20 protein-coding genes and 2 tRNA genes are annotated in these 24,403 nt (G+C 72.3%); 10 read left to right on the top strand and 12 right to left on the bottom strand.

Translation table 11 applies throughout. The features are described 5' to 3' along the window. Positions 1-19 precede the first annotated feature (19 nt). The 3 genes from ABZ842_RS10060 to ABZ842_RS10050 all read left to right on the top strand — a co-directional run bounded on the left by ABZ842_RS10060 (position 20) and on the right by ABZ842_RS10050 (position 3,857). Positions 20-1,213 (top strand): SPFH domain-containing protein, encoded by a 1,194-nt coding sequence (locus ABZ842_RS10060; RefSeq protein ID WP_361534715.1) that lies wholly within the window; start codon positions 20-22, stop codon positions 1,211-1,213. A 359-nt stretch (positions 1,214-1,572) separates the two neighbouring features. Next, positions 1,573-2,157 carry a lytic polysaccharide monooxygenase gene (locus tag ABZ842_RS10055; RefSeq protein ID WP_361534712.1) on the top strand — a complete coding sequence of 195 codons (585 nt, stop codon included), beginning with the start codon at positions 1,573-1,575 and terminating at the stop codon, positions 2,155-2,157. 26 nt (positions 2,158-2,183) lie between these two features. Then, a complete protein-coding gene (locus ABZ842_RS10050; protein ID WP_361534709.1) occupies positions 2,184-3,857 on the top strand; it encodes an AMP-binding protein in 1,674 nt (557 codons plus the stop codon). An 11-nt stretch (positions 3,858-3,868) separates the two neighbouring features. Here the strand turns inward: ABZ842_RS10050 and ABZ842_RS10045 are convergent, their stop codons facing one another. The 7 genes from ABZ842_RS10045 to ehuB form a co-directional block, all read right to left on the bottom strand. Then, positions 3,869-4,303, bottom strand: a complete 435-nt coding sequence (locus tag ABZ842_RS10045; protein ID WP_361534706.1) for an ester cyclase — start codon at positions 4,301-4,303, stop codon at positions 3,869-3,871. A 122-nt stretch (positions 4,304-4,425) separates the two neighbouring features. Beyond that, positions 4,426-4,499, bottom strand: a tRNA-Lys gene (locus tag ABZ842_RS10040). 398 nt (positions 4,500-4,897) lie between these two features. Continuing rightward, a complete protein-coding gene (locus ABZ842_RS10035; RefSeq protein WP_361534703.1) occupies positions 4,898-5,656 on the bottom strand; it encodes an IclR family transcriptional regulator C-terminal domain-containing protein in 759 nt (252 codons plus the stop codon). A gap of 186 nt (positions 5,657-5,842) precedes the next feature. Beyond that, complete coding sequence (gene ehuA, locus ABZ842_RS10030; RefSeq protein ID WP_361534700.1) at positions 5,843-6,652, bottom strand: ectoine/hydroxyectoine ABC transporter ATP-binding protein EhuA; 810 nt, start codon at positions 6,650-6,652, stop codon at positions 5,843-5,845. Continuing rightward, positions 6,642-7,292: an ectoine/hydroxyectoine ABC transporter permease subunit EhuD gene (gene ehuD, locus ABZ842_RS10025; protein ID WP_361534697.1), complete on the bottom strand. Its 651-nt coding sequence runs from the start codon at positions 7,290-7,292 to the stop codon at positions 6,642-6,644. Before ehuD ends, ehuA begins: the two co-directional genes overlap by 11 nt. Then, complete coding sequence (gene ehuC, locus ABZ842_RS10020; protein WP_361534694.1) at positions 7,292-8,020, bottom strand: ectoine/hydroxyectoine ABC transporter permease subunit EhuC; 729 nt, start codon at positions 8,018-8,020, stop codon at positions 7,292-7,294. Before ehuC ends, ehuD begins: the two co-directional genes overlap by 1 nt. After that, positions 8,017-8,808, bottom strand: a complete 792-nt coding sequence (ehuB, locus tag ABZ842_RS10015; protein ID WP_361535149.1) for an ectoine/hydroxyectoine ABC transporter substrate-binding protein EhuB — start codon at positions 8,806-8,808, stop codon at positions 8,017-8,019. The genes ehuC and ehuB overlap by 4 nt, the downstream gene beginning before the upstream one ends. A 309-nt stretch (positions 8,809-9,117) precedes the next feature. On the opposite strand from ehuB, the gene ABZ842_RS10010 reads away from it, so the two are divergent. Together ABZ842_RS10010 and ABZ842_RS10005 are read left to right on the top strand one after the other, a co-directional pair. After that, entirely contained in the window at positions 9,118-10,227 is a 1,110-nt protein-coding gene (locus tag ABZ842_RS10010) for an LLM class flavin-dependent oxidoreductase (protein WP_361534691.1), read from the top strand. 322 nt (positions 10,228-10,549) lie between these two features. Continuing rightward, a complete protein-coding gene (locus ABZ842_RS10005; protein WP_361534688.1) occupies positions 10,550-12,232 on the top strand; it encodes a glycosyl hydrolase family 18 protein in 1,683 nt (560 codons plus the stop codon). Between the two features lie 276 nt (positions 12,233-12,508). Here ABZ842_RS10005 and ABZ842_RS10000 read toward each other — a convergent pair whose 3' ends face one another. Continuing rightward, positions 12,509-14,245, bottom strand: a complete 1,737-nt coding sequence (locus ABZ842_RS10000; protein ID WP_361534685.1) for an EAL domain-containing protein — start codon at positions 14,243-14,245, stop codon at positions 12,509-12,511. An 895-nt stretch (positions 14,246-15,140) separates the two neighbouring features. On the opposite strand from ABZ842_RS10000, the gene ABZ842_RS09995 reads away from it, so the two are divergent. Continuing rightward, on the top strand, positions 15,141-16,310 hold the full coding sequence (locus ABZ842_RS09995; protein ID WP_361534682.1) for a M6 family metalloprotease domain-containing protein: 1,170 nt from the start codon (positions 15,141-15,143) through the stop codon (positions 16,308-16,310). A gap of 55 nt (positions 16,311-16,365) precedes the next feature. Here the strand turns inward: ABZ842_RS09995 and ABZ842_RS09990 are convergent. The 4 genes from ABZ842_RS09990 to ABZ842_RS09975 form a co-directional block, all read right to left on the bottom strand. Next, positions 16,366-16,439: transfer RNA gene (locus ABZ842_RS09990), tRNA-Lys, on the bottom strand. Beyond that, the gene (locus ABZ842_RS09985) at positions 16,430-17,095 is read right to left on the bottom strand and encodes a bifunctional DNA primase/polymerase (RefSeq protein WP_361534679.1); all 666 of its coding nucleotides are present in this window, start codon (positions 17,093-17,095) and stop codon (positions 16,430-16,432) included. Before ABZ842_RS09985 ends, ABZ842_RS09990 begins: the two co-directional genes overlap by 10 nt. Positions 17,096-17,653: 558 nt before the next feature. Beyond that, positions 17,654-17,986, bottom strand: a complete 333-nt coding sequence (locus ABZ842_RS09980) for a hypothetical protein (RefSeq protein ID WP_361534676.1) — start codon at positions 17,984-17,986, stop codon at positions 17,654-17,656. Positions 17,987-18,097: 111 nt separating this feature from the next. Continuing rightward, positions 18,098-18,703 (bottom strand): histidine phosphatase family protein, encoded by a 606-nt coding sequence (locus tag ABZ842_RS09975; protein WP_361534673.1) that lies wholly within the window; start codon positions 18,701-18,703, stop codon positions 18,098-18,100. A gap of 218 nt (positions 18,704-18,921) precedes the next feature. Between ABZ842_RS09975 and ABZ842_RS09970 the strand changes: the two genes are divergently transcribed. Genes ABZ842_RS09970 through ABZ842_RS09955 form a run of 4 tightly spaced genes read left to right on the top strand, consistent with a single transcriptional unit; the run spans position 18,922 to position 24,134 of the window. Further along, on the top strand, positions 18,922-19,974 hold the full coding sequence (locus ABZ842_RS09970; protein ID WP_361534670.1) for a phosphatase PAP2 family protein: 1,053 nt from the start codon (positions 18,922-18,924) through the stop codon (positions 19,972-19,974). Further along, positions 19,892-21,160: a hypothetical protein gene (locus ABZ842_RS09965; RefSeq protein ID WP_361534667.1), complete on the top strand. Its 1,269-nt coding sequence runs from the start codon at positions 19,892-19,894 to the stop codon at positions 21,158-21,160. Before ABZ842_RS09970 ends, ABZ842_RS09965 begins: the two co-directional genes overlap by 83 nt. Beyond that, the gene (locus ABZ842_RS09960; protein ID WP_361534664.1) at positions 21,157-22,743 is read left to right on the top strand and encodes a hypothetical protein; all 1,587 of its coding nucleotides are present in this window, start codon (positions 21,157-21,159) and stop codon (positions 22,741-22,743) included. Before ABZ842_RS09965 ends, ABZ842_RS09960 begins: the two co-directional genes overlap by 4 nt. 23 nt (positions 22,744-22,766) lie before the next feature. After that, on the top strand, positions 22,767-24,134 hold the full coding sequence (locus ABZ842_RS09955; RefSeq protein WP_361535146.1) for an AAA domain-containing protein: 1,368 nt from the start codon (positions 22,767-22,769) through the stop codon (positions 24,132-24,134). Positions 24,135-24,403 lie beyond the last annotated feature (269 nt).

The following is a 24,403-nucleotide window of genomic DNA, read 5'->3' as shown; positions in this document are numbered from 1 at the left end:
CAGCGGAGGCGGCACCACCATGAGCACCACCACATCGGAGCCGGAGGGGCCCGACGCACCGCGGCACACCCCCGTCATCGCCCCCGAGGCGACCTGCGAGATCCCGGTGCACCTGCTGTTCCGCGACGAGTTCCCGGCCGGCTCCGCCGGGCCGGTCCCGCTGCGCCCCGCGGTGGTGTCACGGCGTCAGGGCACCGGCGAACAGCCCCGCGTGGGCGTCCGCAAGCCCGCCGCCGCCCCGCAGCCGCCGCCCCGGCGCGCCGCGCCGCTGGTCGACCCCGAACTCGTCGAGCGTGCCGGCCCCGTGCTGCCCGGCTGGACCGGGGTGATCGCGGGGGCGTGCGCACTCGCCGGGATCGGTGCGGTGCTGTGGGGCACGGGGGTGCTGCCCGCGGTGCTCACCCGGCTGCTGGGGACAGCCCCCGCCCCGTACGCCGGGATGGGGCTCGACCTGTGGGGCCTGATCGTGCTCGGGCTCGCGCTCGCGGTCTTCACCCTCGGCGGCATCGCGCGCGGCCGGGTCGGCTACGCGTACGTCCTCACGCTCTTCGGCGAGTACCGCGGCAGCGTGCGGCGCACCGGGCTGATGTGGCTGAGCCCGCTGCTGCTGCGCCGCCGGGTGGACGTACGGCTGCGGCACTGGCGCAGCGAGCCGATGCCGGCGGTGGACGCGGACGGCACCGCGCTGCGCGTGGTGGTGCTGGTGGTGTGGCGGGTGGAGGACACCGCGAAGGCGCTCCTCGGGGTCGAGGACCACGAGGCCTACCTGGGCGAACAGGTGGAGTCGGCGATGGCGCGGGTGGTCTCCCGGCTGCCGGTGGACGCCCCCTCGGTCGCCCTCGCGCCGGGCGCCGGCCAGTTGCGCCCCGCCGGTGCGCCCAGCCTGCGGGACGCGGACGCGCTCGGCGACGCGCTCACCGGGATGCTGGCGAAGGAGTGCGCCCCGGTCGGCATCCGGGTCTTCTCCGCACAGCCGACGACGATCGAGTACGCCCCCGAGGTCGCCGCCGCCATGCAGCGCCGCCGGGTCGCGGCGATCGACGCCAAGCACCGGGACACCGTGCTGACCTCGGTGGTGGACGCGGTCGACGACACCGTCACCCGGCTGACCTCGCGCGGGCTCGTGGAGCTCGACGACTACGAGCGCAAGGCGCTCGTGAAGGACCTCACGGTCGCCTTCTACACCGGCCGGTCCACGCCCCTGGAATCATGAATTCCGCTGCTCGCGGCCGGTTGGGTCGCGCCGTTGCGACAACTCCCTTGGTGTGCGCGGCGGGAGGAAAGGGCCGGGTGACGAAGGGGATGCGCGAGCTTAGGCATGGCTTCCCTGGCGGGAAAGGTGATCGGCCCGATAAACGAAGGTGACGGCGAAGGGACGGGGGAGTCGCGGGAAGGTCTAGACATGATGAACTCTGGTCAATACATTGGGTGTTGGTCTAGACCTGAATTGGCGCAAAGGAGCGTCGTTCCCCCCACGGAATTCCCCCACACCACCCCCCACAGCCCCACCCCCCACACAGCACGCGTGCCGCAAAGCCTCACCGAACTCCCCCACGTTCCCTGGAGCAAAGCATGCGCAGGAAATTCGCAACCGCCGCCGTCGGTCTCCTGGTGACCGGTGCCACCGTCCTGGCCACGGGCAGCGCGAACAGCCACGGTTACACCGAGTCCCCGATCAGCCGGCAGAAGCTCTGTGCCAACGGCACGGTGAAGGGCTGCGGCTCGATCCAGTACGAGCCGCAGAGCGTCGAGGGCCAGAAGGGCTTCCCGTCCGCGGGGCCCGCCGACGGCACCATCTGCTCCGGCGGCAACGCCGGGTTCTCCCAGCTCGACGACCCGCGGGGCGGCGCCTGGCCGGCCACGCAGGTCAACTCGGGCAGCTTCACGTTCAACTGGCGCTTCACGGCGCCGCACCGCACCAGCGAGTTCAAGTACTACATCACCAAGCAGGGTTGGAACCCCAACTCCAAGATCACCAGGGCCAATCTGGAGTCCCAGCCGTTCCTCACGGTGCCCTACGGCGGTCAGCAGCCGCCGTTCCAGTTCTCGCACACCGGCACCCTGCCGCAGCGCTCCGGCAAGCACGTGATCGTCGCGGTGTGGAACGTCCACGACACCCCGAACGCGTTCTACGCCTGCTCGGACGTTAAGTTCTGACGTGAAGTCAGCTACCGTGCGGCGCCATGACGGACGCACGCACGGACGCGGCCACGACGGTCGCGGAGCTCGTCCGGCGCCAGTGGGGTGACCGACGGGTGGGGCTGAGGACCCGGGGCCGGGTCCTCAGCCACCACCAGGTCGCCGCCGGCGCCGCAGCGCGCGCTGCGCTCCTCGCGGACCTCCTGCCGCGAGGAGCGCAGCCGCACGTCGGGGTGCTGCTCGACAACACCGTGGAGTACCCCCTGTGGCTCGGCGCGGCGGCCCTCGCCGGGGCCGCCGTCGCGGGCGTCAACCCCACCAGGCGCGGCGCCGAGTTGGCCCGCGACGTCACGCACACCGAGTGCCGGCTGCTGCTCACCCAGCGAGCCCACCTCCCCCTCCTCGACGGGCTCGACCTGCCGGGGATCCGGGTGCTGGTGACCGACGCCGACGCGTACGAGGACCTGCTCGCCGACTACGCGGACGCCGTCCCCGACGACGTGCCCGCGCTGTCGCCCGTCGACCCCCGCAGCAGGCTGCTGCTGTACTTCACCTCCGGCTCGACGGGCGCGCCCAAGGCGGCGATCTGCAGCCAGGGCCGGCTGGCCGCGGCCGGCGCGGCGCTCGCCGACCGTTTCGCCGTGCGCCCCGACGACGTCCACTACGTCTGCATGCCGATGTTCCACGGCAACGCCGTGCTCGCCGACTGGGCGCCGGCGCTGGTGGCGGGGGCATCGGTGGCGCTGCGCGAGCGCTTCTCCGCGTCCGGCTTCCTCGACGACGTACGCGCCTTCGACGCCACCTACTTCACCTACGTGGGCCGGGCCGTCCAATACCTGCTGGCCACCCCCGAACGGCCGGACGACCGGACGCACCGGCTCCGGCTCGGCTTCGGCACCGAGGCCGGCGCGGTCGACGCGGCCCGCTTCGAGGCCCGCTTCGGCGTACGGCTCGTGGAGGGGTACGGGTCCTCCGAGGGCGGGGCGGCCGTCCAGCGCACCCCCGACACCCCGCCCGGCGCCATCGGCCGGCCGAGCGCCGGCAGCGACCTCGCGGTCGTCGACCCCGCGACCGGCGCGGAGCGCGCCACCGCCCGGTTCGACCCCGCCGGCCGACTGCTGAACGGCGCCGAGGCGATCGGCGAACTCGTGAACCGCGCCCCCAACCCCTTCGAGGGCTACTGGCGCCACCCGGAGGCGGACGCGGCCCGCCGCCGCGGCGGCTGGTACTGGACCGGGGACCTGTTCTTCCGCGACGCCGACGGCTTCTTCTACTTCGCCGGCCGCGCCGACGACCGGCTGCGCGTCGACAGCGAGAACCTGGCCGCCGCGGTGATCGAGGGCATCCTGGCCCGCTTCCCGCCGGCCGCGGCGGTGGCGGTGTACGCGGTGCCCGACCCGGTCGCAGGCGACGAGGTGATGGTCGCGCTCGCGGCGCCCGACTTCGACCCCGGGGCGTTCGCCGCGTTCCTCGCCGCCCAGCCCGACCTGGGGACGAAGATGGCACCCCGCTTCGTCCGGGTCGGCGCGGAGCTGCCCGTCACCGCGACCAACAAGATCCACCGCGCTGCGCTGCGCCGGGAGGGCTTTCGCTGCGCCGACCCGGTGTGGTGGCGCCCGCCGGGGGAGTGCGCGTACCGCAGACTCACCGGGGCGGACGTCGAAGCGCTACGGGCCCGCTTCGAGGAGCAGGGTCGGGCGGAGCTGCTGGAGCGCTGACGCGGTCGCCCTCAGTCGTTGAGGCCGATCTGCTGCATCAGCCCGACCAGGTCGTAGAAGAGGTTCTCCTCCACGATCCGGCCGTCCACCCAGCGCGCCACGGTGCAGAAGTCCACGTCGAAGGCGCGCCCGGTCGGCGGGATCTCCCCGCCGGGCCCCTTCATGGGCCCGGTCATCGTCCCCGTGAACCGGGCGACGGAACAGGTCCACTCGCCCTGCCCTACGAGCACTTTGTACGGCCGGTTCCCCACGCGGTTGTCCGGGAACGTCTTGTAGAACTCCACCGCCTCGGCCCGGTGGTCGCCACGCCCCCGGGTCGGCTCGCTCTGACCGGGCCAGCGGACGATCGTGTCGGGTGAGTGGCGGGCCTCGAAGGTGTCCCAGTCCTGGGCGTTCCACGCGTCGTCGAGGGTCTGCATCAGCCGCATGTTCTCTTCGGCGGTCATCGTCGCCTCCGTTCCGGGTTCGGTCCGACGAGGTGACCACCTCCAGAGAACCCCGGCACGCGTGCCCCCGCAAACGCATTCGAGGCGCCCCGGGGTGCCCCGGAACGCCTCGTACGCGCATGTGCGCCGCCAGGGACTCGAACCCCGGACCCGCTGATTAAGAGTCAGCTGCTCTAACCAACTGAGCTAGCGGCGCCTGACGAGAAAAATACTACCTGCTCCAATGGAGTGCGCTGCACCACGAGCCCCCGCGGCTGGTGCCCTCCCGCCCTGACGTTTCCGCCGTTTCCCTGCGGGGTGCGTTGGTCCCTGCGGGCAGTCTGTGGCTTGTCGCGCAGTTCCGCCCCCTATGCCCTGAGGGCATAGGGGGACCCCCAGCGCCCCTAAACCCCCTGCCCTAGCCCGCAGGCGAATGACGGGGGCAGCGAATCAGGGGCGCGGGGAACTGCGCGAGCAACCCACCACCGGGCCGCGGAGACCAACGCACCCCGCAGGGAAACGGCGGCGGTGTCAGGGCCCCAGCCACAGCGGCCAGCGCTCCCGCAGGGAAACGGCGGCGGTGTCACGGGCCCGGGCCCCGAGCGCGGCTCGCGGTCACAAGGTGAGCGAGAGAGCCATCGGCGCCGCGCTGCGATTCAGCGCATCCGCCGCCGACCGCAACCGATGCGCATGCTCCACCGGCATCGACAGCGCCAGGCACCCCACCGCCGCCCCCGCAGTCAGCGGCACCGCCGCGCACACCGTCCCCACCGCGTACTCCTGGAGGTCCAGCACCGGCACCGTCGCCGGCTGGCTGTCCAGCTTCGAGAAGAGCAGCTGTTCGCTGGTGATCGTCCGCGACGTGAACCGGGTGATCTTGTGCCGGGACAGGTGGTCCCGCCGACCGTCCCGGTCGAGCTGCGTGAGCAGGCACTTCCCCACGGCACTCGCATGCGCGGCAAAGCGGAAGTCCACGTACTCGTTCACCTTGGGCGTCAGCGGACCGTCCGCGTACTGGGTGATCCGGACCTCGCCGTCGATGTACCGGCTCACGTACACCGCCGCGCCCACCGAGTCGCGCAGCTCGGTCAGCGTGGCCTGGACCTTCTCCTCGATCGCGCGCTGGCGCTCGTGGCCGGAGCCGAGCAGGACGAGGGAGTCGCCGATGCCGTACGCACCGTCGGTGACCAGCTCCGCGTAGCCCTCGCTGCGGAGCATGTCCAGCATGGGCGCGAGGTGCGCCGGTGGCAGGCCGGTCTCGCGGGCGATCTGCTCCTCGGTGACACCGCCGGTGTGCCTGGAGATCGTCTCCAGTACGCGCAGCACGTACTGGACCGACTGGAATGACACAGCCGGCTCGGGCTTGAGCGCCACGGTCTCCCCCTAGCAGGTCGTCACCGCAAGCTTCCTTTACCACGATAGCGGTCAAGAGCCGCCACAAGTACGCCCGTTGGCCAGAATGCTGATGTCCGTCACCCCCACACGCTGGGGCTCATGTGCTTGGCATATGCCAGAGGAATGGTCCAGCGTGCGGGCGGGGCGGACGTTCGTGCAGGTGTTCTACAGGATGGCGCTCAAAAACTCCCTGGTCCGATCGTGCTCAGGCGCACTGAAGATCTTGTCGGGGTGGCCGAATTCCAACACCCGCCCCTCGTCGAACATCATCACGCAGTCGGACACGTCCCGCGCGAAGCTCATCTCGTGCGTGACGCAGACCATCGTCACGTCCGTGCTCCGGGCGATGTCCCGCAGCAGGTCCAGCACTCCGGCCACCAGCTCCGGGTCGAGCGCCGAGGTCACCTCGTCCAGCAGCAGCACCTTGGGCCGCATCGCCAGCGCGCGGGCGATCGCCACCCGCTGCTGCTGGCCGCCGGAGAGCCGACTGGGGTAACTGTCCGTGTACGAGCCGAGCCCCACCAGCTCCAGCAGTTCGCGTCCGCGCTCCTCCGCCTCGTCCCGGGAGAGCCCGAGGACGTGCATCGGCGCTTCGGTGATGTTCCGCAGCACCTTCATGTGCGGGAAGAGGTTGAACTGCTGGAAGACCATGCCGATGTCCTTGGCGACCTCGCGGACGTGCTTGTCGCCCGCGGGCACGAGTCTGCCTCCCCGCTCCTCGTGACACAGGTGCCGACCGCCGACCTTGATCGTGCCCTCGTCGGGTTTCAGCAGGGTCATCAGCAGCCGCAGGATCGTTGTCTTGCCCGATCCGGAGGGCCCGATGAGGGTGACGTGCTTGCCGGGGTGGACCGACAGGTCCAGGGAGTCCAGGACCGTGCGGGACCCGAACCGCTTGGTGACGCCGTCGAACCGGATCAGGTCCTCGACCTGCGGCTCGGCGGGGGGCTTGGCGAGGGTGCTGTCAGTGGACAAGACGACGCTCCAATGCTCGCATGAGGAGGGATGCCGGGTAGGAGATGACGATGAAGGCGACGCCCACGACCGTGAACGCCTCCACCGTCAGGAAGGTCTCGGCGGAGAACTGACGCGCCTGCCCGAGCATCTCCATCACCCCGATCACGAAGATCATCGGAGTGTCCTTGAGCATCGCGATCACGTAGTTGCCGAGGGCGGGGGCCACCCGCCGCACGGCCTGCGGCAGGATCACCGTCCCCCAGGTGCGCGAGCGCGACAAGCTGAGTGCGGTCGCGGCCTCCCACTGGCCCACCGGGACGCCGTCGATGCCGGCGCGGTACACCTCGGCCGTGTACGTGGAGTAGTGCAGCCCGAGGCCCACCACCCCGGTCACCATCGCGGAGAGCGTGAGTCCCCACTCCGGCAGGACGTAGTAGAGGAAGAACAGCTGCACCAGCAGCGGGGTGTTGCGGACGAACTCGGTCACCGCCGACACCGGCCAGCGCACCGCGCGGTACGGCGAGCGCTGCGCCAGCGCCCACACCAGACCCAGCGCGAACGCCAGCAGCGCACCGAACACCAGGGCCTGGAGGGTGACCCACAGCCCGTCCCAGAACCGCGGCATGAAGTCGCCCACCGCGGACCAGTCCCACTCCATCAGCCCTCACCTCCCGCCGTCGCCCGCACCCGGCGGCGCGCCAGTGCGCGGGCCGCGAGGGAGGGCTCGACGTCCTTGCCGAGCCCCGCCTTGGCCTGCCGCTCCAGCGCCCGCATGCCGCGGGTGAGCACGAACGCCAGGACGAAGTACATGAGCAGGACGACCGTGTACACGGGCGCGCTGTCACCGGTCGCGTTGCGCACCAGCGACGCCCCGAACGCGATGTCGGCCACGCCCATCACCGACACCAGGGCGGTCCCCTTCAACAGCTCGACCAGCAGGTTGTTGAAGGGCGGGATCATCTCCGGCCACGCCTGCGGCAGCACGATCTTGCGCAGCTGCTGGGCCGGGGTGAAGCCGAGCGCGACGCCCGCCTCCCGCTGCCCGGCGGCGACGGCCGCCACCGCGCCCCGCACGACCTCGGAGCCGTACGCCCCGTACGTCAGGCCCAGCGACAGGATCGCCGCCCACATCGGGACGAGCTGCCAGCCGAAGCCCATCGGGAGCACGAAGAAGATCCAGAACATCAGGATCAGCGCCGACGTGCCCCGGAAGACCTCGAAGTAGGCGCCGGCGACGAAGCGGACGATCCACAGCCGGTGCGTGCGCGCCAACCCGACGGCGAGGGCGACGAGCGCGGACAGGGCCGCACTGGCGACGGTGAGCTGAACGGTGATCCACACGCCCTTGAGCAGGAGTTCCCACAGGCCGGGGGTGATGTCGCTCATGGCGCGCACCTCTCCTTCGCCCGGATCGTGGTCATCTGCTTCTCGCCGAAGCCGAAGGGCCGCATCAGCTCCAGCAGCTCACCGCTGCGCTTCAGCTTGTGCAGCTCCCGGTTGAAGGCGTCCCGCAGGTCCGTCTCCGGGGTGCGGAAGGCGAAGCCGCCGACGTCGATCACCGGTTCGCCCTTCACGTACGGGGTGACCTCCGCGGAAGCCTCGACCCGGCTGCTGCTCTTGGCGACGTTGCGCACGGCCACGATCGTGCCGGCGAAGACGTCGGCCCGGCCCTGCTCGACCGCGAGGCGGCCGGCGAGCTGGTCCGGCAGGGTCGTGATGTTCTTGATCCCGGCCTCTTTGGCGTACTCGATCTCCGCGTACCCGACCGCGGTGGAGAACCTGGCACCGGACTTCGCGACGTCCTCGAAGCTGTGCAGGTCCTTCGGGTTGCCCTTGGGCACCAGGAAGCCGCTGACCGACTGGTACTCCGGGTCCGAGAAGATCACCTGCTCGCAGCGGACGGGCGTGATGAACATCCCGGCGCCGACGACGTCGAACTGGAGCGAGTTCAGGCCGGTGATCAGCGAGCCGAACTCGGTGGGGAAGGGCTGCACGTCCTCGACGCCCAGCTCCTCGAAGACGCGACGGGCGACCGCCGGGGCGGACCCGGTCATCTTGCCGTCCGTGCCGATGTAGCCGTACGGCTGCTCGCCGGCGAGGCCGAGGCGTACGGTCCCCTTCGCCCGCAGCTGCTCCAGCAGCCCACCGCCGCCGGCCTCGCCGGCGGTGGACACGCGGCTGCACGCCGTGGTCGCGCCGAGTGCGCCCAGGGTGCCTATCGCGGCGGCGCCGGCCAGCAGCGAGCGGCGTCCTATCCGTCGTCCGGGTGGCTCCTCGCCAGCCGTGGTGCGGGTGGTGTTCCCGGTCGTGCCGTGTCTGGTTCTCTCCTGTGGTCGAGCCATGCCCGCGCGGCTACCCGAAAGGCATGCAGGTATGCGGGCGGCTTCGCGACGAAACCCCGGCGCGGCCCGGGAATAACCGGAGGAACCCTCCTGTTGTCGCCCTGTTGTACGTTGCTCGTCCGCGCACGAAGGGCTGAACCGGTGGACCACACAAGGCAGGAGACCTCCGGGGGCGACCCCGTCAGGGGCACGGCGCTGGGAGCCGCGCCGGTGCCGTTGTCCGTACTCGACCTGGTCACGGTAGGTGAGGGCCGCACCGCGAGCGACGCCCTGCGCACCAGCGTGTCCCTCGCGAAGCTCGCCGAAGCGCGGGGCTTCCACCGGCACTGGGTCGCCGAACACCACTCCATGCCGGGCGTCGCCTCCTCGTCCCCGGCCGTGATCCTCGCCCACCTCGCCGCGCACACCTCCACCGTCCGGCTCGGATCCGGCGGGGTGATGCTGCCCAATCACGCGCCGCTGGTGATCGCCGAGCAGTTCGGCACCTTGGAAGCGCTGGCGCCGGGGCGGATCGACCTCGGCCTCGGGCGGGCACCCGGCACGGACGGCGGGACCGCCGCCGCCCTGCGGCGCACCGCGCGGGCGGGCGAGGGCGCGGAGGACTTCCCGCAGCAGCTCGCCGAGTTGACCCGGTTCCTCGACGACGACTTCCCCGACGGGCATCCCTACGCCCGGATCCACGCCGTGCCAGGACCCGTCCAGGGGCCCGCCGGCCGGCCCCCGCTCTGGCTGCTCGGCTCCTCCGGCTTCAGCGCCCGGCTCGCCGGCGCGCTCGGTCTGCCCTTCGCCTTCGCGCACCACTTCTCGGCGCGGAACACCGTCCCCGCGCTGGAGCTCTACCGGCAGTCCTTCCGCCCGTCCGCCGTGCTCGACGCGCCGTACGCGCTGATCGGGGTGGCCGCGCTGGCCTCGCAGGACGAGGCGGAGGCCCGCCGCGAGGTGCTCACGGGCGCGCTGGCGATGCTGCGGTTGCGCACCGGGCGCCCGGGGCTGATGCCGACCCCCGAGCAGGCCGAGTCGCACCGCTTCACCGCCCTGGAGCGGGAGTTCGTCGACGACTGGCTGGCGAACATCGTGCACGGCACGCCCGACGCCGTACGGGACGGGCTCGACGCCCTCCAGAAGCGCACCGGCGCCGACGAGTTGATGATCACCGCGAACGTGCACGGCGAGGGGGCGCGGCTGCGCTCGTACGAACTCATCGCGGACGCCTACGGGTTGCCGGAAGGGCCGCTTCCGCCCCGGCCGTGAGCCGAGGGGCGTCCGGACGGGCCGAGGGGCGCCCTCGGATGGTTCATCGCTGAACGGTCCCCGAGATCAGTTAACTCGGCCCTTAACTCATCCTTAAAACGTGGTTAAAGCACTCGTCAGTGACGGTGAGAACTCTTTCATCTTTCTCATCGCAACGCTCTGACGAGGGCTTTTTCCATGAAATTGGTCTAGTCCTTCTTCGCTGGAAGTTGGTCGAGACCATTGACGCGACGCTGGCCGGATCGCTATCTCTTTCTCCGGCCCGTGTTGCACACAACGGGTCCGCACCCCCACCAGTTCCCCCCACACACGGAGGCAGTTCGTGCGCTCCCGCAGACCCCTGATCGCAGCGGTGACGACGGCGGCCGTGGCCGCCGGCGTCCTCGCCGGCTTCGCCGCGACGGGCAACGCCAGCACGCCCGCCCAGGCGACGGCCGCCGCGCCCGGCAGCGCCGGGGTGAAGATCGCGTACTACGACCAGTGGAGCGTGTACGGCAACGCCTTCTACCCCAAGCACCTGGACACCCGCGGCATCGCCAAGAAGCTGGACGTCATCAACTACTCGTTCGGCAACATCCACCCGACCGAGCTGACCTGCTTCCAGGCCAACAAGGCGGCCGGCGACGACAACAACCCCAACGCCGGCGACGGCGCGGGCGACTCGTACGCCGACTACCAGAAGACCTTCTCGGCCGCGGACAGCGTCGACGGCGTCGGCGACAAGTGGGACCAGCCCATCGCGGGCGTCTTCAACCAGTTCAAGAAGTTGAAGGCCAAGCACCCCCACCTGAAGATCAACATCTCGCTGGGCGGCTGGACGTACTCCAAGTACTTCCACGACGCGGCCAAGACCGACGCCAGCCGGAAGAAGTTCGTCTCCTCCTGCATCAAGCAGTACATCACCGGAGACGTGCCGAAGGCCGACGGCTACGGCGGCCCGGGCACCGCTGCCGGCATCTTCGACGGCATCGACATCGACTGGGAGTACCCCGGCTCGAACGGCGGCCACCTCGGCAACCACTACGGCCCCGAGGACAAGGCCAACTTCACCCTGCTGCTCGCCGAGTTCCGCAAGCAGCTCGACGAGTACGGCACGGCCAACGGCGGCAAGAAGTACCTGCTGACCGCGGCGATGCCGGCCGGCCAGGACAAGATCAAGCACATCGAGACGGACAAGGTGGGCGCGTACCTCGACTACGCGAACATCATGACGTACGACATGCACGGCGCCTGGAACTCCACCGGCCCGACCTACCACCAGTCGCCGCTGTACTCGCCGCCGTCCGACCCGACCAACCCGATCGCGCCGGGCACCGAGAAGTACTCGGTCGACAACGCGGTCCGCGCCTGGATCGACGGCAGCCCCGCCTACGGCATCGCCGGCGGCTTCCCGGCGAACAAGCTGACCCTCGGCTACGAGATGTACTACCGCGGCTGGAAGAACGTCCCGGCCGGCGCGAAGAACGGGCTGGCCCAGTCCGCCAACGGCGGCAGCGCCCCGCGTCCGCTGAGCCAGGCGGCCGGCATCGCCAACTACAAGGAGCTCGGCGGCATCGTCGACAACCCGGCGACCACCTTCTGGGACGACGAGGCCAAGGCCGCGTACTTCTACAAGGACGGTGAGTTCTTCACCGGGCTCGACAAGCGGGCCATCGACGCCCGCGCCGCGTACGCCAAGAGCAAGGGCCTGGGCGGGGCGATGATGTACTCCCTCATCGGCCTGGACGAGCAGACCAAGCTGCTGAACGACGTCGTCGCCGCGGTCGGCGAGAGCGTGCGGCCCACCCCGTCGCCGACGCCGAGCAACCCCAACCCCTCGCCGAGCAACCCGAACCCGTCGCCCAGCCCCGCCTGCGGCACCCCCTGGGCGGCTGCCGACGTCTACAACGCCGGTGCCGTCGTCTCCCACAAGGGCCGTTCCTACAAGGCCCAGTGGTGGACCCAGGGCAGCGAGCCGGGCACCGGCGGCGAGTGGGGAGTCTGGCGCGACCAGGGTCCCTGCTGAACCCCGGGTGCCTACGCGGTGACCCCCCACAGCTAACCACCGCGTAGGCACCACCCCCCGAGAGCCACTGCATTCCCCCCACAACACCGCCCCCGCCCGGAGTTTTTCCCGGGCGGGGGCGGTACCCATTGCTCACGCTCTGCTCCGGGACGCCCCCGCCGTTTCCCTGCGCGAACAGCCACGCACGGTCCGCAGGTGGCAGACAAGCTTTAGTGCTACGGCGCTTGGCCGTCGGGGCCGGCGGGGGCCGACCCGCAGACGGGGGCGCGCTGCGGGCTACGCCCGAAGCGCGGGGAGGGCGATCATCTCCGCAATGCCCTCCGGCGGCAGCGCCTTCGCGTAGTGCCACCCCTGCCCCGTGTCACACCCGATCCGCCGCAGCCGATCCGCCTGCCCCGCCGTCTCCACGCACTCCGCCGTCACCGTCAGCCCCAGCCGGTGCGCCAACTGCACCAGCGCCTCCACGATCGTCTCGTCCGCCGGGTTCGGCGGCGCCTCGTCCTGGAAGGCCCGGACGAACGACCCGTCGAGCTTCAGCACCGACACCGGCAGCCGACTGAGGTACGCGAGGTTCGAATACCCCGTGCCGAAGTCGTCGATGGCGATCCGCACCCCCATGTCGCTGAGGTTCTGCAGCGCCTGGAGCGGCCGGCCCGCCGAGCCCATCACGGCCGACTCCGTCAGCTCCAACTGCAACAGGTGCGCCGGCAGCCCCGTCTCCGCCAGGATGTCCGCCACGTCCGACACCAGGTCGGAGTCCCAGACCTGCCGCACGGCCACGTTGACGCTCATCACCAGCGGCCGGCTCCCCGGGTGGTCCACCTGCCACCGGCGCGCCTGCCGACAGGCCGTCCGCAGCACGTACCGCCCCAACTGCACGATGGAGCCGTCCTCTTCGGCAATCGAGATGAACCGATTCGGCGCCAGGGTCCCGAACTGCGGGTGGTGCCAGCGCACCAGCGCCTCCACGCCGTGCACCACCCCGTCCGCGAGCCCCACCAGCGGCTGGTACTCCACCACGAACTCGCCGCGCTCCACAGCCGGGCGCAGCGAGGACGACAGCGCCTGCCGGGTCAGCCGGTGGGCGTTGCGCTCCGGGTCGAAGAGGGTCCACCGGGCCTTGCCGTCCTCCTTCGCCCAGTACAGCGTGGTGTCCGCGGCCTGCATCAGCCCCGTCGCCGTCGTCCCGGCCGCGGCCCGCTCCACCACCCCGATGGATGCGGTCACCGAGAGTTGCTGTCCGTCCAGCTCGAACGGCCGCTGGAGCGCGGCGAGCACGCACCGGGCGAGGTCGGACAGCTGCTCCGTGCCCGTCGACTCCTCCACGAGCACGGCGAATTCGTCGCCGCCGAGCCGGGCCACCAGATGGCCGCCGCCGCAGCGCGGTGGCTCGACGCGGGCCGTGCACTCGGTGAGCCGGGCCGCGACGGCGGTCAGCAGCCGATCGCCCGTGCCGTGTCCCAGTGCGTCGTTGACCGCCTTGAACCCGTCCACGTCCAGGTACAGGAGCCCGATCCGTCCGGTGGAGTTGCGGTCGTACGCGGCGGACTCCAGGGCGGTCGTGAGCCGTTCGAAGAACAGCGCGCGGTTCGGCAGCCGGGTCACCGCGTCGTGCATCTCCAGATGGCGCACCCGGGCGCGCAGTTCGCGCCGGTCGCTGACGTCGGTGACGCACAGCAGAGCGGTGCGCTCGCCGCCGGGCAGCGGGGTGAGGTCGACGTCCACCCACAGCACCCGCCCGTCGGGGTGCTTCAGCCGGCGCGTACAGCGCAGTCGGGGGCGCCGCCGGCGCAGCACGTCGCGGTACGCCTGCCAGATGCGGCGGTCGGACGCCAGGTCGGTGAGGTCGGCGGCGCGTGCGCCGACCGGGTCGCGACCGACGAGTCCGGCGAAGGCGGGGTTGGCGCCGACGACGTGGCCGTCGGGCCCGACGACCGCCATCGGGAGGGGGGCCGCGTCGAACGCGGTCCGGTACTCCCGTCCGGGCCCTGTTCCTTCGGGGGATCCGCTCACCGCATTCACTCCCGCAGTGCAGTTGTGTCGTGGATGTGGTCGGAAAGAGTCAGAGATCGGATGAAGCCGGGGAAACCGAGAGAGCTCAGGGAAAGTGCTGAAAAAGCCGAGGAAAGCTCAGGAAACGGACCGGGAAAGTGTGCCGATCATAGAGGCTGGCCTGTCGGCCGTTCCACCTCCGCCACTGGGGCGTCGGTCGTCGGCGCACTTTGACAGATCGTTTCTGCGTAAGTCTGCCCGACCTGGAGCATCCTTAAGTGTCGTTCTGATCCCGCGCTGACCGGACCGTGTCTTCTCCGTGGCCCTCGGGGCGCCGCGGCGCCGGTTCGGGGGCGCTCCGGTCTCGGGTCGGTTTCGGACCGGTTTCGGGCCGGTCACCCGACTGGGGCAGCGGAACTGGTCGTACGCCTTGAAATCACCACAAAGTGGTCGTCGAGGTGCCCCCATTCCGCAGCCGGAGGTCGACGTGGAGCGTCAGCAGTCATCCCCGGGTCCGCCCGGGGGAGTGCCGGGCGGCCGAATGTTCGACTGTCGGGTCCCGGCGGATCTGGTGGGACGGGAGTTCCCCGAGCTCTCTGAGCTTCCCGAGTTCACTGAGTTCTCTGAGTTCTCTGAGTGCTCCGAGCCTCCTGAGCTCTCTGCGCGCGGCGACGAGACTCGTGGGCCCGGTGGTCTTGAAGGGTTCACCTGGGTCAGCGGAGGCGTACGGGAACGGCGGCGCCGGTCGGGCGGTCGGCGCGGGCCCGGCCCCGGCGGACGGGGCGGCTCCGGCGGAGGACGCGGCCGGCACCGCCCCGGGAGCGGAAGCGGCGACGGTGGCGGTGGCGGTGGCGGAGGTGACGGCGGCGGGGAGCGGCGCCGCGCGCGCAGCGCAGCCGCCGCCCTCACCTCCCTGATGGCGCTGGCCGCGACCTCGCTGGTGGCCGGCCCCGCCGTCGCCAAGACGTCGTCGGACTCCTGCGCCCTCCCGCGCACCCAGGCGCACCACTCGCTGGGCCTCGACACCTGGAACGACTCCTACCCCCGGCCCACGGGGGACCTGGACGCGGTGATGGTCTTCCTGTCCTTCCCGGACTCCACCCCGCGCACCACCCCCGCCGAACTCGCCGCCGACCACTTCCCCTCGACCAGCGCCTTCTTCGAGCGCGCCTCCTACGGCCGGTTCAGCCTGCGGGCGAAGGCGCAGCGCGGCTGGGTGCGGATGCCGAAGCCGTCGTCGGCGTACGACATAAGCCGTGACTGGGAGCCGGCCCTGCGGCGGGCGTACCTGCGGGACGCGCTCGACGCCGCGGACCGACAGGTCGACTTCTCCCGGTACGACGTGGTCTACCTGGTCGCCGACCCGGACGCCCCGGGCGTGGACTCCGACGCGACCAAGGTCGTCAACTTCGAGCGCCCGCTCACCTATGACGGGGTCGAGCTCAGACGCGTCGTCACGGTCTTCGAGCAGCACCCGCCGGACCGCAACGTGCTGGCCCACGAGACCGGGCACGTCTTCGACCTGCCCGACCTCTACCACCGGCCGGTGGACGGCAAGGGCGACTGGGACACCCACGTCGGGGACTGGGACGTCATGGGCAGCCAGTTCGGCATGGCCCCCGACCTCTTCGCCTGGCACAAGTGGAAGCTGGGCTGGCTGGCCGACCGCGACGTGCGCTGCGTCACCCGGCCCGAGCTGATCACCCTGGAGCCGGTCGGCGCGGAGCCCGCGCCGGGCGGGGGCCTCGGCACTCGGCTGGTGGTCGTGCGCACCGGCGCGGGCTCGGCCCTCGCGATCGAGGCGCGCGGCGCCGTCGGCAACGACCGGTCGACCTGTACGGAGGGCGTACTGCTCTACCGGATCGACGCGGACACGGCGTCCGGCGGGGGTCCGGTGGAGGTGGTCGACACCCACCCGGACACCGACGCGTGCTGGGACCGGTCGGTCTACCCGCGGCTGGCCGATGCGCCGCTGGGCGTCGGCGAAACGTTCACTCTCGCCGGGGCGTCGGGGGAGCGGACCCGGATCGAGGTGACGGACCGGACGGCGACGGGCGCGTGGACGGTGAAGGTCACCCCCGGCTAGCCGGGGGTGCAGCACGAAGAAGCCCCCCGCTGTCGCGAGGGGCTTCTTCCGTCTGTGCGCCGCCAGGGACTCGAACCCCGGACCCGCTGATTAAGAGTCAGCTGCTCTAACCAACTGAGCTAGCGGCGCCTGCTGACGTCGTAGACATTAGCACCCGGGTCGGCGGGAGGAGAAATCGATGTCCGCAGGCCGGGGGCGGCGGCGGAGCGGGCCGCGCGGACGCACGCCCACAGCAGCACGTCGGGCCCGGGCAGCCAGGGATGTCGGGTCCCGGGGGCGACCAGCCAGCGCGGAGCGGAGCCCTCCGTCGCGTCGTCCCCCGCCACGAGCGGCGGGACCGTCACCGCGTCCCCGGTCCCGTGGTACAGCAGTGGCGGCACGGCGGCGCCCCACTCCTCCCACGCCAGCAGGGCGGGCAGCCGGCAGGCGGTGCCGGGCGCGGCGAAGAGCAGCATCCGGCCTCGGTGGGCGGCGACGGGCCCCGAGCCGGGGCCCTCCTCCCAGAGGCGGTCCAGCATCTGCCGCCCGAAGACGGCGGGCACGTTCACGACGTCGAAGACCGTGCCGCAGGGCAGCACCGCGGGGGCTGACGGTCGGCTCTCCCAGCGCGTGAGCAGGGAGCGCGGATACGTTCCTGCAGAGGCGAGCCAGGCGGCACCCTGCGTGGTGACCTGGGCGACGTGGTGCCTGCGCTCCTCCTTCAGGAGGGAGAACAGATCCGTCGGGCGCTCCTCGTCGCCGACGGAGAGCAGCAGGTCGTGGTCGTCTCGCAGCGAAGCACTCATGGCACCTACGTCTACCGGTTGTGATCGCATGGTTCCAGAGTGTCCCCAAAGCGGGGACAGCGTGGCGCGACGCGAGGTATCGTGCCGCCCCGGCATATGCCAGATGTGAAGTTCCCGGGCAGATTCGCCCGGATGTTCGCTAAGGTGCCGCCCCACTAGCCCGTACGTTCGCGTCCACGCGCGCCCTTATGACGTGCCCGCGGTTTCCTACGCCCTGGGGGGGACCCCCAGCGCTCCTGAACACCCTGCCCGCAGACATAGGACGGGGGAAGCGAAACCGGTGGCGCTGGGGGTCCCCCCACGCCCTCAGGGCGTAGGTGGGGGTGCCCCCGTGCCCGCAGGGCACAGGGGGAGGAACTGCGCGACAAGCCCACCACCGGCCGGTGGAGACGAATGAGCCCGCAGGGGCAGATGGGGGTGTTTGGGGGCGCGCGGAACTGCGCGAACAAGCCCCACCGGGCCGCGGGAGTCAACGCTCCGCAAGGAAACGGCGAGCGGCTGAGGGGGCGCGGCGCGGGCCCGGACGTTGGGGCCGGGCCGCATGGGGCGGGCGGGGCGCTACGGCGTGCCGTTGCGCAGGCCCCGCCCGAACTCGATCATCTTCTTCGCGTAGTCCTCGGTCCACCCCGCCCGCTCCGCGATGTCCGCCGGCGTCAGCCGGTCGAACCGCCGCGGATCGGCGAGCTGGGCCGCGGCCAGCGCCTGGTACTCCACCGCCCGGTCCGTCGCCGCCCGGAACGCCAGCGTCAGCTCGGTCGCCCGCGCCAGCAGCTCCCGCGGGTCGTCCATCGACTCCAGGTCGAAGAAGTGCTCCTGGTCGGCGGCCACCTCCGCAGGCTCGAACAGCAGCGCGGCGGGCCGCGGCTTGCGTGGCTGCGGGTGTTCCGTCATGGCACTTCCTTCGGGTCCGGGCGGCGTGCGGAGCGCACCGCGAGGGGGCGTGCACCGTCCCGCTCGCGACCGCTCCATTCTCCCGCCCTCCGCAAGAGGACCGGTCGGCGCTTACGCCTGGTCCTCCAGGTGCGCGATGTCGTTCAGGCGGACCAGCGCCGGCTCCCCGTACGCCCAGCCCAGCAGGGACAGCGACGTCGGGGCGAGGTGGATGCGCGCCGCGAACGCCGCGTCGAAGCCCAGCCAGCGGGCGCACAGCACCCGCAGCACGTGCCCGTGCGCGAAGAGGAGCACGTCCCGATCCGCCGAGCGGGCCCACGCCACGACCTCGTCCGCGCGCGCCGTGACGTCCGCCAGCGTCTCCCCGCCCATGACGCCGTCGCGCCAGATGACCCAGTCGGGCCGCCCGTCCGCCTGGATCTCCGGGGTCGTACGGCCCTCGTACGCGCCGTAGTCCCACTCCATCAGCGCGTCCCAGGGCGTCGCCCGGTCGCCGAATCCGGCCAATTCGCAGGTCTCCGAAGCCCGGGCCAGCGGGCTGGTGCGGACCTCCACGTCCGGCAGCCCCTCCCAGGGGGCCCGGCGCAGCCGCTCGCCCAGCAGCTTCGCCCCGCGCCGCCCCTCTTCCAGCAGCGGAATGTCCGTACGACCGGTGTGCTTGCCGAGCCGGGACCATTCGGTCTGGCCGTGTCGGACGAGCAGGACGCGTGGTGCCATGGTGCGAAGCCCCCTGAGGTTCGGTGGTGGCCTCTCATCATCGTGCACCCGACAGGTACTCGTCGTACACGTGAACGCGCAGCGGCCCGGACGCAACCTGAGGGACACTGGGGGCGTCACTCCGGAAGTCGGCCCCAACCGACTGAGCGCCGCCCCTTACACCGTACGGTTGACCGGTGGCCACCGACCGACCGGAGCATGAGGGGGGAAACCTACGCATGTCGTACATCACGGCTCGCCACCGGCCACGCTGGTGGGCCGAGCTACTGCTGCTCGCGGTGGTCTACTGCGCGTACTCGGCCGGTCGACTGGTGGCCCGCGGTGACGTGTCGACCGCGGTCGACAACGGCCTGGCGATACTCCGGGCCGAGAAGGCGCTCTACCTGGACTTCGAAACCCCGCTGAACGACCTCTTCACCGAGGTCCCCGCCATCGGCATCCCCGCGGACTTCATCTACGCGTCGCTCCACTACCTGGTGACGCCCGTCATCCTCGTCTGGCTCTTCCGCCGCCGCCCGCTGCGCTACCGCGCGGCCCGCGCCTGGCTGATGATCTCGACGCTCCTCGGGCTCGTCGGCTTCACGCTGATGCCGACCTGCCCGCCCCGGCTGCTGGACGCGACGCACGGCTTCGTCGACACCATGGCCCAGTACAGCTCGTACGGCTGGTGGGGCGGCGAGGCGAGCGCACCGCGCGGCATGGGCAATCTGACCAACCAGTACGCGGCGATGCCCAGCCTGCACGTCGGCTGGTCGCTGTGGTGCGGCGTGATGCTCTGGCGCCACGGGCGCACCCCGCTGCTGCGCTGGCTGGGCGTGGCGTACCCGCTGGTGACCACGATCGTCGTGATGGGCACCGCGAACCACTACTTCCTCGACGCCGTCGCCGGTGCCGCGGTGATGGGCCTGGGCCTGCTGCTGACGCGCCCCGCGCTGCGCGCACTGGACCGGATCCAGGGCCGTACGCGCGGCGCGTCCGTCGTCGCCGGTGGCGCTGCCGGTGCGTCTGAAGATGCCGAGGCGGCCGACGGGCAGCAGGCGAAGGGGAACGCAGCGGGCAGCGGGGCCGTTGGGAGGCCCCAGCCGTCCCGCGAGCCGCAGAACTCCCCACCGTCGGACGGGACATCCGCCGGCGCCGCCGACGGCACCGGATCCCCGATTGTCGGTGCGGGGTGCCAGACTTCCACGGGTGAGCGAATCCCTGGACAGCGGACCACCGCGGCAGGCCCCTCCGCGGGAGCCGGCGACAGCACTCCGGCAGCGGCTCGCTGAGCTGCGCGGCCCCGCCGCACGGCCCAAACCGCTGGACGCCCGAGCCCTCGCCGCCCTCGCGGCCAACCCCGGCTGCGAGCGGCGCGCGCTGCTGGACGGCGCCGGGGTGGACAAGACCGCGCTGGCCGCCGCCCTCGGTTCGCCGTCCGGCTACGGCCAGTCCCAGTTCGCGTTCATGCGCGGCAACGCCTTCGAGGCGCGGGTCACCTCGGACGGCGGCGCCGCGCTGATGAAGCTCCTCGGAGTCGAGGACGGCGGGGACGGCGGGGCAGGCGGTGCCTTCCGACTGCCCGACCTCACCGCGGCCGGCCCGGAGGGGCGCGCGGCCCGCACCGCCCTCGCCCTGCGCGAGGCGACCTCCGTCGCCGAGTGGACCCTGCTGCGCCACCCCCTGCTCGCCCTGGAGATCGCCGGCTCCCCCGCCTATTTGGAGCCGGACGCGGTCGTCGTCCACCCCGACGGGCGGTGGACGGTCGTCGAGATCAAGTCGTTCCCGATGATCGACGCCGCCGCCGACGCCGCGAAGGTCGGCGCCGCCGCCCGCCAGGCCGCGGTGTACGTGCTCGCGCTGGAACGAGCCGCGGCCCGCACCCCCGGCGCCCAGGTCGCCCACAGCGTGCTGCTGGTCTGCCCCAAGGACTTCTCGAACCTCCCCACCGGGTCCGCGGTCGACGTCCGCAAGCAGGTGGCCGTCACCCGCCGCCAGCTCTCCCGCCTCACCCGCATCGAGGACATCGCCGCCGCCCTCCCCGACGGCACGACCTTCGACCTGGACCGCGGCCCGGCCGAGCTGACGGCCGCGGTCGCCGGCGTCCCCGCCGCGTACGCCCCCGAGTGCCTCTCCTCCTGCGAGCTGGCCTTCCACTGCCGCGAACGGGCCCGCTGCGAGGGCGCCGTCGAATCGCTCGGCCGCTCCGTCCGCGGCGAGCTGGGCGGTCTGACCACCGTCGACGCGGTCCTTTCCGCGGCCCGCGGCCACTCGGGCGACCCGACCGACCCGGCGGTCGCCGCCCTGCGCCGCGCGGCTGCGCTGCGCGCGGACGCGCTGTCGACGGCCGGCGTGCCCGGCGCGCGGCGCGAAGGCCGGGCGGTCTCCGCGCCGCCCGATGGGAACGGTTCGCCCGACGGGGGCGGTCCGCAGCTCCGCTCCGGCACCGACCGCCGCGCGTCCGAAGGGGACTCATGAGCCTGATCACCACCCTCGCGCGGCTCGAAGCCGTCGAGTCCGGGCGGGCCCAGCCGCTGGTGACCGTGCGGCACCGGCACCTGGCGGACCGGCCGCTCGTCCTCGTGCCGTTGACGACCGCGGGCGAGGCCGGTGCGCCGCTCGGGGCGCTCGTCGGGACCGACCGGGACGCGCCCCGGCTGCTGACCGTGGCGCAGCCGCGCGACCGGGAGCTGAGGTTCGCGTTCCTCGCCGAACTCGCCGACGTCGTCCTGCCCCTCCTCGACGCCTACGCCGACGACGTCGAGCTGATCGAGCGCGCCGCGACCGACCCCGAGACCGGCAAGCGGACCACCGTCGAGGCCGAGCTGTGCGCCGACGCGCCCCAGATCGTCGTACCCGGCCGCGCCGGCGTCGAGTTCGTCCGGCTCCTCGGGCGCTCCATGCGCTTTCGCCGCACCTCCGAGCAGGACCCCGACGCGCCCTACCCGGCGCCCCCGCGCGTACCGCTGCTCGGCCGCTGGTTCACGCACTACGGGGAGCGGGCCCGGGTCCCCGGGTCGTCGCTGCTGCTGGCCGCCACCGACCTGCTGAACCGCCACTGGGCCACCGGCCAGTCCTCCCTGGAGGACCAGCACCTGGGCGCGCTGCTCGCCTGGATCGACCCGCCGGCGGGGGAGTCGGGCGCGGACGCCGCGCTCCGCGCCGAGTTGGGCCGGGACGAGCAGGGGCAGTTGCTCTGCCCGCCCGCCGGCCCGGCGACCGATCCCGCCTTCGACAACCGCCTCCTCGCCCCCGCCGTCGAGAGCTACGACCGGCTGCGCCTTCGGCTGGCCGCCGCAGAGGAGGGCGCCCACGCGGAAGGCTGGCTCGGCGAACTCTCCGTCGCCGAAGGGGAGATCCGCCGACTGCTGGCGACCCAGCTGAAGCCCACCTGGGACGCCGTGTGGCACGCCCTGGACCTGCTGCGCCAACTGCCCGATGGGGCCAGGGTCACCGACCGCTGGACGCGCGACCGCTGGTCCTTCACCGCCCACCGCGACCGGGTGCGCGCCGGCGAGCCGCCCCAGCCGCGCCGCGACGACGCCGTGACCGCCGCCCGCAAGCTGGCCACCCGCGAGACCGCCCAGGCGGAGCTGGAGGCGCAAGAAGCCCTGGACGACCCCCTGGTGCTCGCCGGCCGCCGGCTCACCGGCGAGGCGTTCACCTGCGAGGTCACCGAAGTCGTCATGGCCTGGTCGGAGTCGAAGCGCCCCGCGCCCCGCCCGCTGGTCACCGTCCGCACCGACGACCGCCCCCACCTGGGCGAGCGCGTGAAGACGTACCGCTCGCTCGACGGCAAGCCGCAGTCGGCCGAGTTCGTACGCCAGGAGCCCGACGGCGCGCTCGTGCTGCGGCTGTTGGACCGCATGGGCCGCGCCAAGGAGCCGGCGGAGGGGTCCGTGCCGGAGAAGGGCGACCGGATCGCCTGGACCCTCTTCGAGCACGACCAGCGCGGCGGCCCCAAACTGCCCGAGCCGGAAGACACGCCGTGGACGCACGGCGGCCCGCCGTCCGCGTCCGCGGAGGACCCGGATCCCGTGACCCCGGAGGACATCCTGTGACGATCCTTCCCGGCCCGCCCCGCATCCCGGGAGCCGCTCCCTCGGACGCCGTCCCCGGCGGGACATTCGACCCGGCCGCGGCAGCCGCCCGCGCCACCGACGCCATCCTCGCCGACACCCTGCACGGCACCAGCCGCGGCGTCGTCGTGGACTCCCCGCCCGGCGCCGGCAAGTCCACCCTCGTGGTCCGCGCCGCCCGGGAGCTGGCCGCGGCCGGCCGCCCCCTGATGGTGATCGCCCAGACCAACGCCCAGGTCGACGACCTGGTGCTCAGGCTCGCCGAGAAAGACCCCGAACTGCCCGTCGGCCGCCTACACAGCAGCGACCCCGACCCGTACGACAAGGCGCTGGACGACCTGCCGTCCGTACGGAAGTCGGCGAAGGCGGCAGACCTCGTCGGCCAGCACGTGGTGATCTCCACGGCTGCGAAGTGGGCGCACGTGCGGGGCGTCGAGCCCTGGTCGCACGCCATCGTCGACGAGGCGTACCAAATGCGCTCCGACGCGCTCCTCGCCGTCGCCGGGCTCTTCGAACGCGCCCTGTTCGTGGGCGATCCGGGGCAGCTCGACCCGTTCGCCGTCGTCGGTGCCGACCAGTGGGCGGGGCTGTCGTACGACCCCTCCGCCAGCGCGGTGTCCACCCTGCTGTCGCACAACCCGGACCTGCCGCAGCACCGGCTGCCGGTGTCCTGGCGGCTGCCGGCGTCCGCGGCACCGCTGGTCTCCGACGCGTTCTACCCGTACACCCCCTTCCGCAGCGGCACGGGCCCCGAAGACCGCGTCCTGTCCTTCGCGGTGCGCTCCGACGGCTCGTCGTACGACCGGGTCGTCGACGAGGCCGCGGCGTCCGGCTGGGGCCTGCTGGAGCTGCCGGCGCGGCACACGCCCCGTACCGACCCCGAGGCGGTGCGGGCCGTGGCCCGCGTGGTGCGGCGCGCGCTGGACCGCGGGGGCGCCGCGACGAGCACGCTGGGGGCCGAGCCGACGCCCGTCACGGCGGACCGGATCGCCGTCGGGACGGCCCACCGCGACCAGGCGGCGGCGATCCGTGCGGCCCTCGCCGAACTCGGCGTCCACGACGTCACGGTGGACACCGCGAACCGCCTCCAGGGCCGCGAGTTCGACCTCACGGTCGTGCTGCACCCGCTCTCGGGCCGCCCCGACGCGACCGCGTTCCACCTGGAGACGGGCCGCCTGTGCGTCCTCGCCTCGCGCCACCGCCACGCCTGCGTCGTGGTGTGCCGGGCGGGCGTCTCCGACCTCCTGGACGACCATCCGTCGACGGAGCCGGTGCAGTTGGGAGTGCAGGTGAAGTTCCCCGACGGCTGGGAGGCGATGATGTCCACGTGGGACAAATGGTCCTCCCACCGAGTCCCCCTCCGCACCATGTAGCCCCCACCCACCAGAGGTCCTTGGGGCCAGGCGCCCCTGACACACCCGCCGTTGCTCCGCGGGAGCGTTGGCCTCCGCTGCCCGGTGGGTGGCTTGTCGCGCAGTTCCGCCCCCTACGCCCAGGGGCGTGGGGACCCCCCAGCGCCCCTGACAGCCTCGCCGTTTCCCCTGCGGGAGCACCGGTCTCCGCGGGTGCACTGTGGTTGCCCGCGCAGTTCCCCGCGCCCCTGAAACCCCACGCCCTCCGGGCGTAGGGGAGAGCGACGCGA

This window comes from Streptomyces sp. NPDC047315, assembly GCF_040643215.1.
Lineage (GTDB): Bacteria > Actinomycetota > Actinomycetes > Streptomycetales > Streptomycetaceae > Streptomyces.
The sequence above is the reverse complement of the archived record's forward strand: the minus strand, read 5'-3'. Positions and strand labels throughout refer to the sequence as shown.

Coding starts and splice junctions, on each gene's coding strand:
- ABZ842_RS10055 (WP_361534712.1), top strand. CDS start 1,573: ATGCGCAGGAAATTCGCAACCGCCGCCGTCGGTCTCCTGGTGACCGGT.
- ABZ842_RS09975 (WP_361534673.1), bottom strand. CDS start 18,703: ATGGCACCACGCGTCCTGCTCGTCCGACACGGCCAGACCGAATGGTCC.
- ABZ842_RS09960 (WP_361534664.1), top strand. CDS start 21,157: ATGAGCCTGATCACCACCCTCGCGCGGCTCGAAGCCGTCGAGTCCGGG.
- ABZ842_RS10050 (WP_361534709.1), top strand. CDS start 2,184: ATGACGGACGCACGCACGGACGCGGCCACGACGGTCGCGGAGCTCGTC.
- ABZ842_RS10045 (WP_361534706.1), bottom strand. CDS start 4,303: ATGACCGCCGAAGAGAACATGCGGCTGATGCAGACCCTCGACGACGCG.
- ehuC (WP_361534694.1), bottom strand. CDS start 8,020: ATGAGCGACATCACCCCCGGCCTGTGGGAACTCCTGCTCAAGGGCGTG.
- ABZ842_RS09970 (WP_361534670.1), top strand. CDS start 18,922: ATGTCGTACATCACGGCTCGCCACCGGCCACGCTGGTGGGCCGAGCTA.
- ABZ842_RS09995 (WP_361534682.1), top strand. CDS start 15,141: ATGGCGCTGGCCGCGACCTCGCTGGTGGCCGGCCCCGCCGTCGCCAAG.
- ABZ842_RS09980 (WP_361534676.1), bottom strand. CDS start 17,986: ATGACGGAACACCCGCAGCCACGCAAGCCGCGGCCCGCCGCGCTGCTG.
- ehuD (WP_361534697.1), bottom strand. CDS start 7,292: ATGGAGTGGGACTGGTCCGCGGTGGGCGACTTCATGCCGCGGTTCTGG.
- ABZ842_RS09985 (WP_361534679.1), bottom strand. CDS start 17,095: ATGAGTGCTTCGCTGCGAGACGACCACGACCTGCTGCTCTCCGTCGGC.
- ABZ842_RS10060 (WP_361534715.1), top strand. CDS start 20: ATGAGCACCACCACATCGGAGCCGGAGGGGCCCGACGCACCGCGGCAC.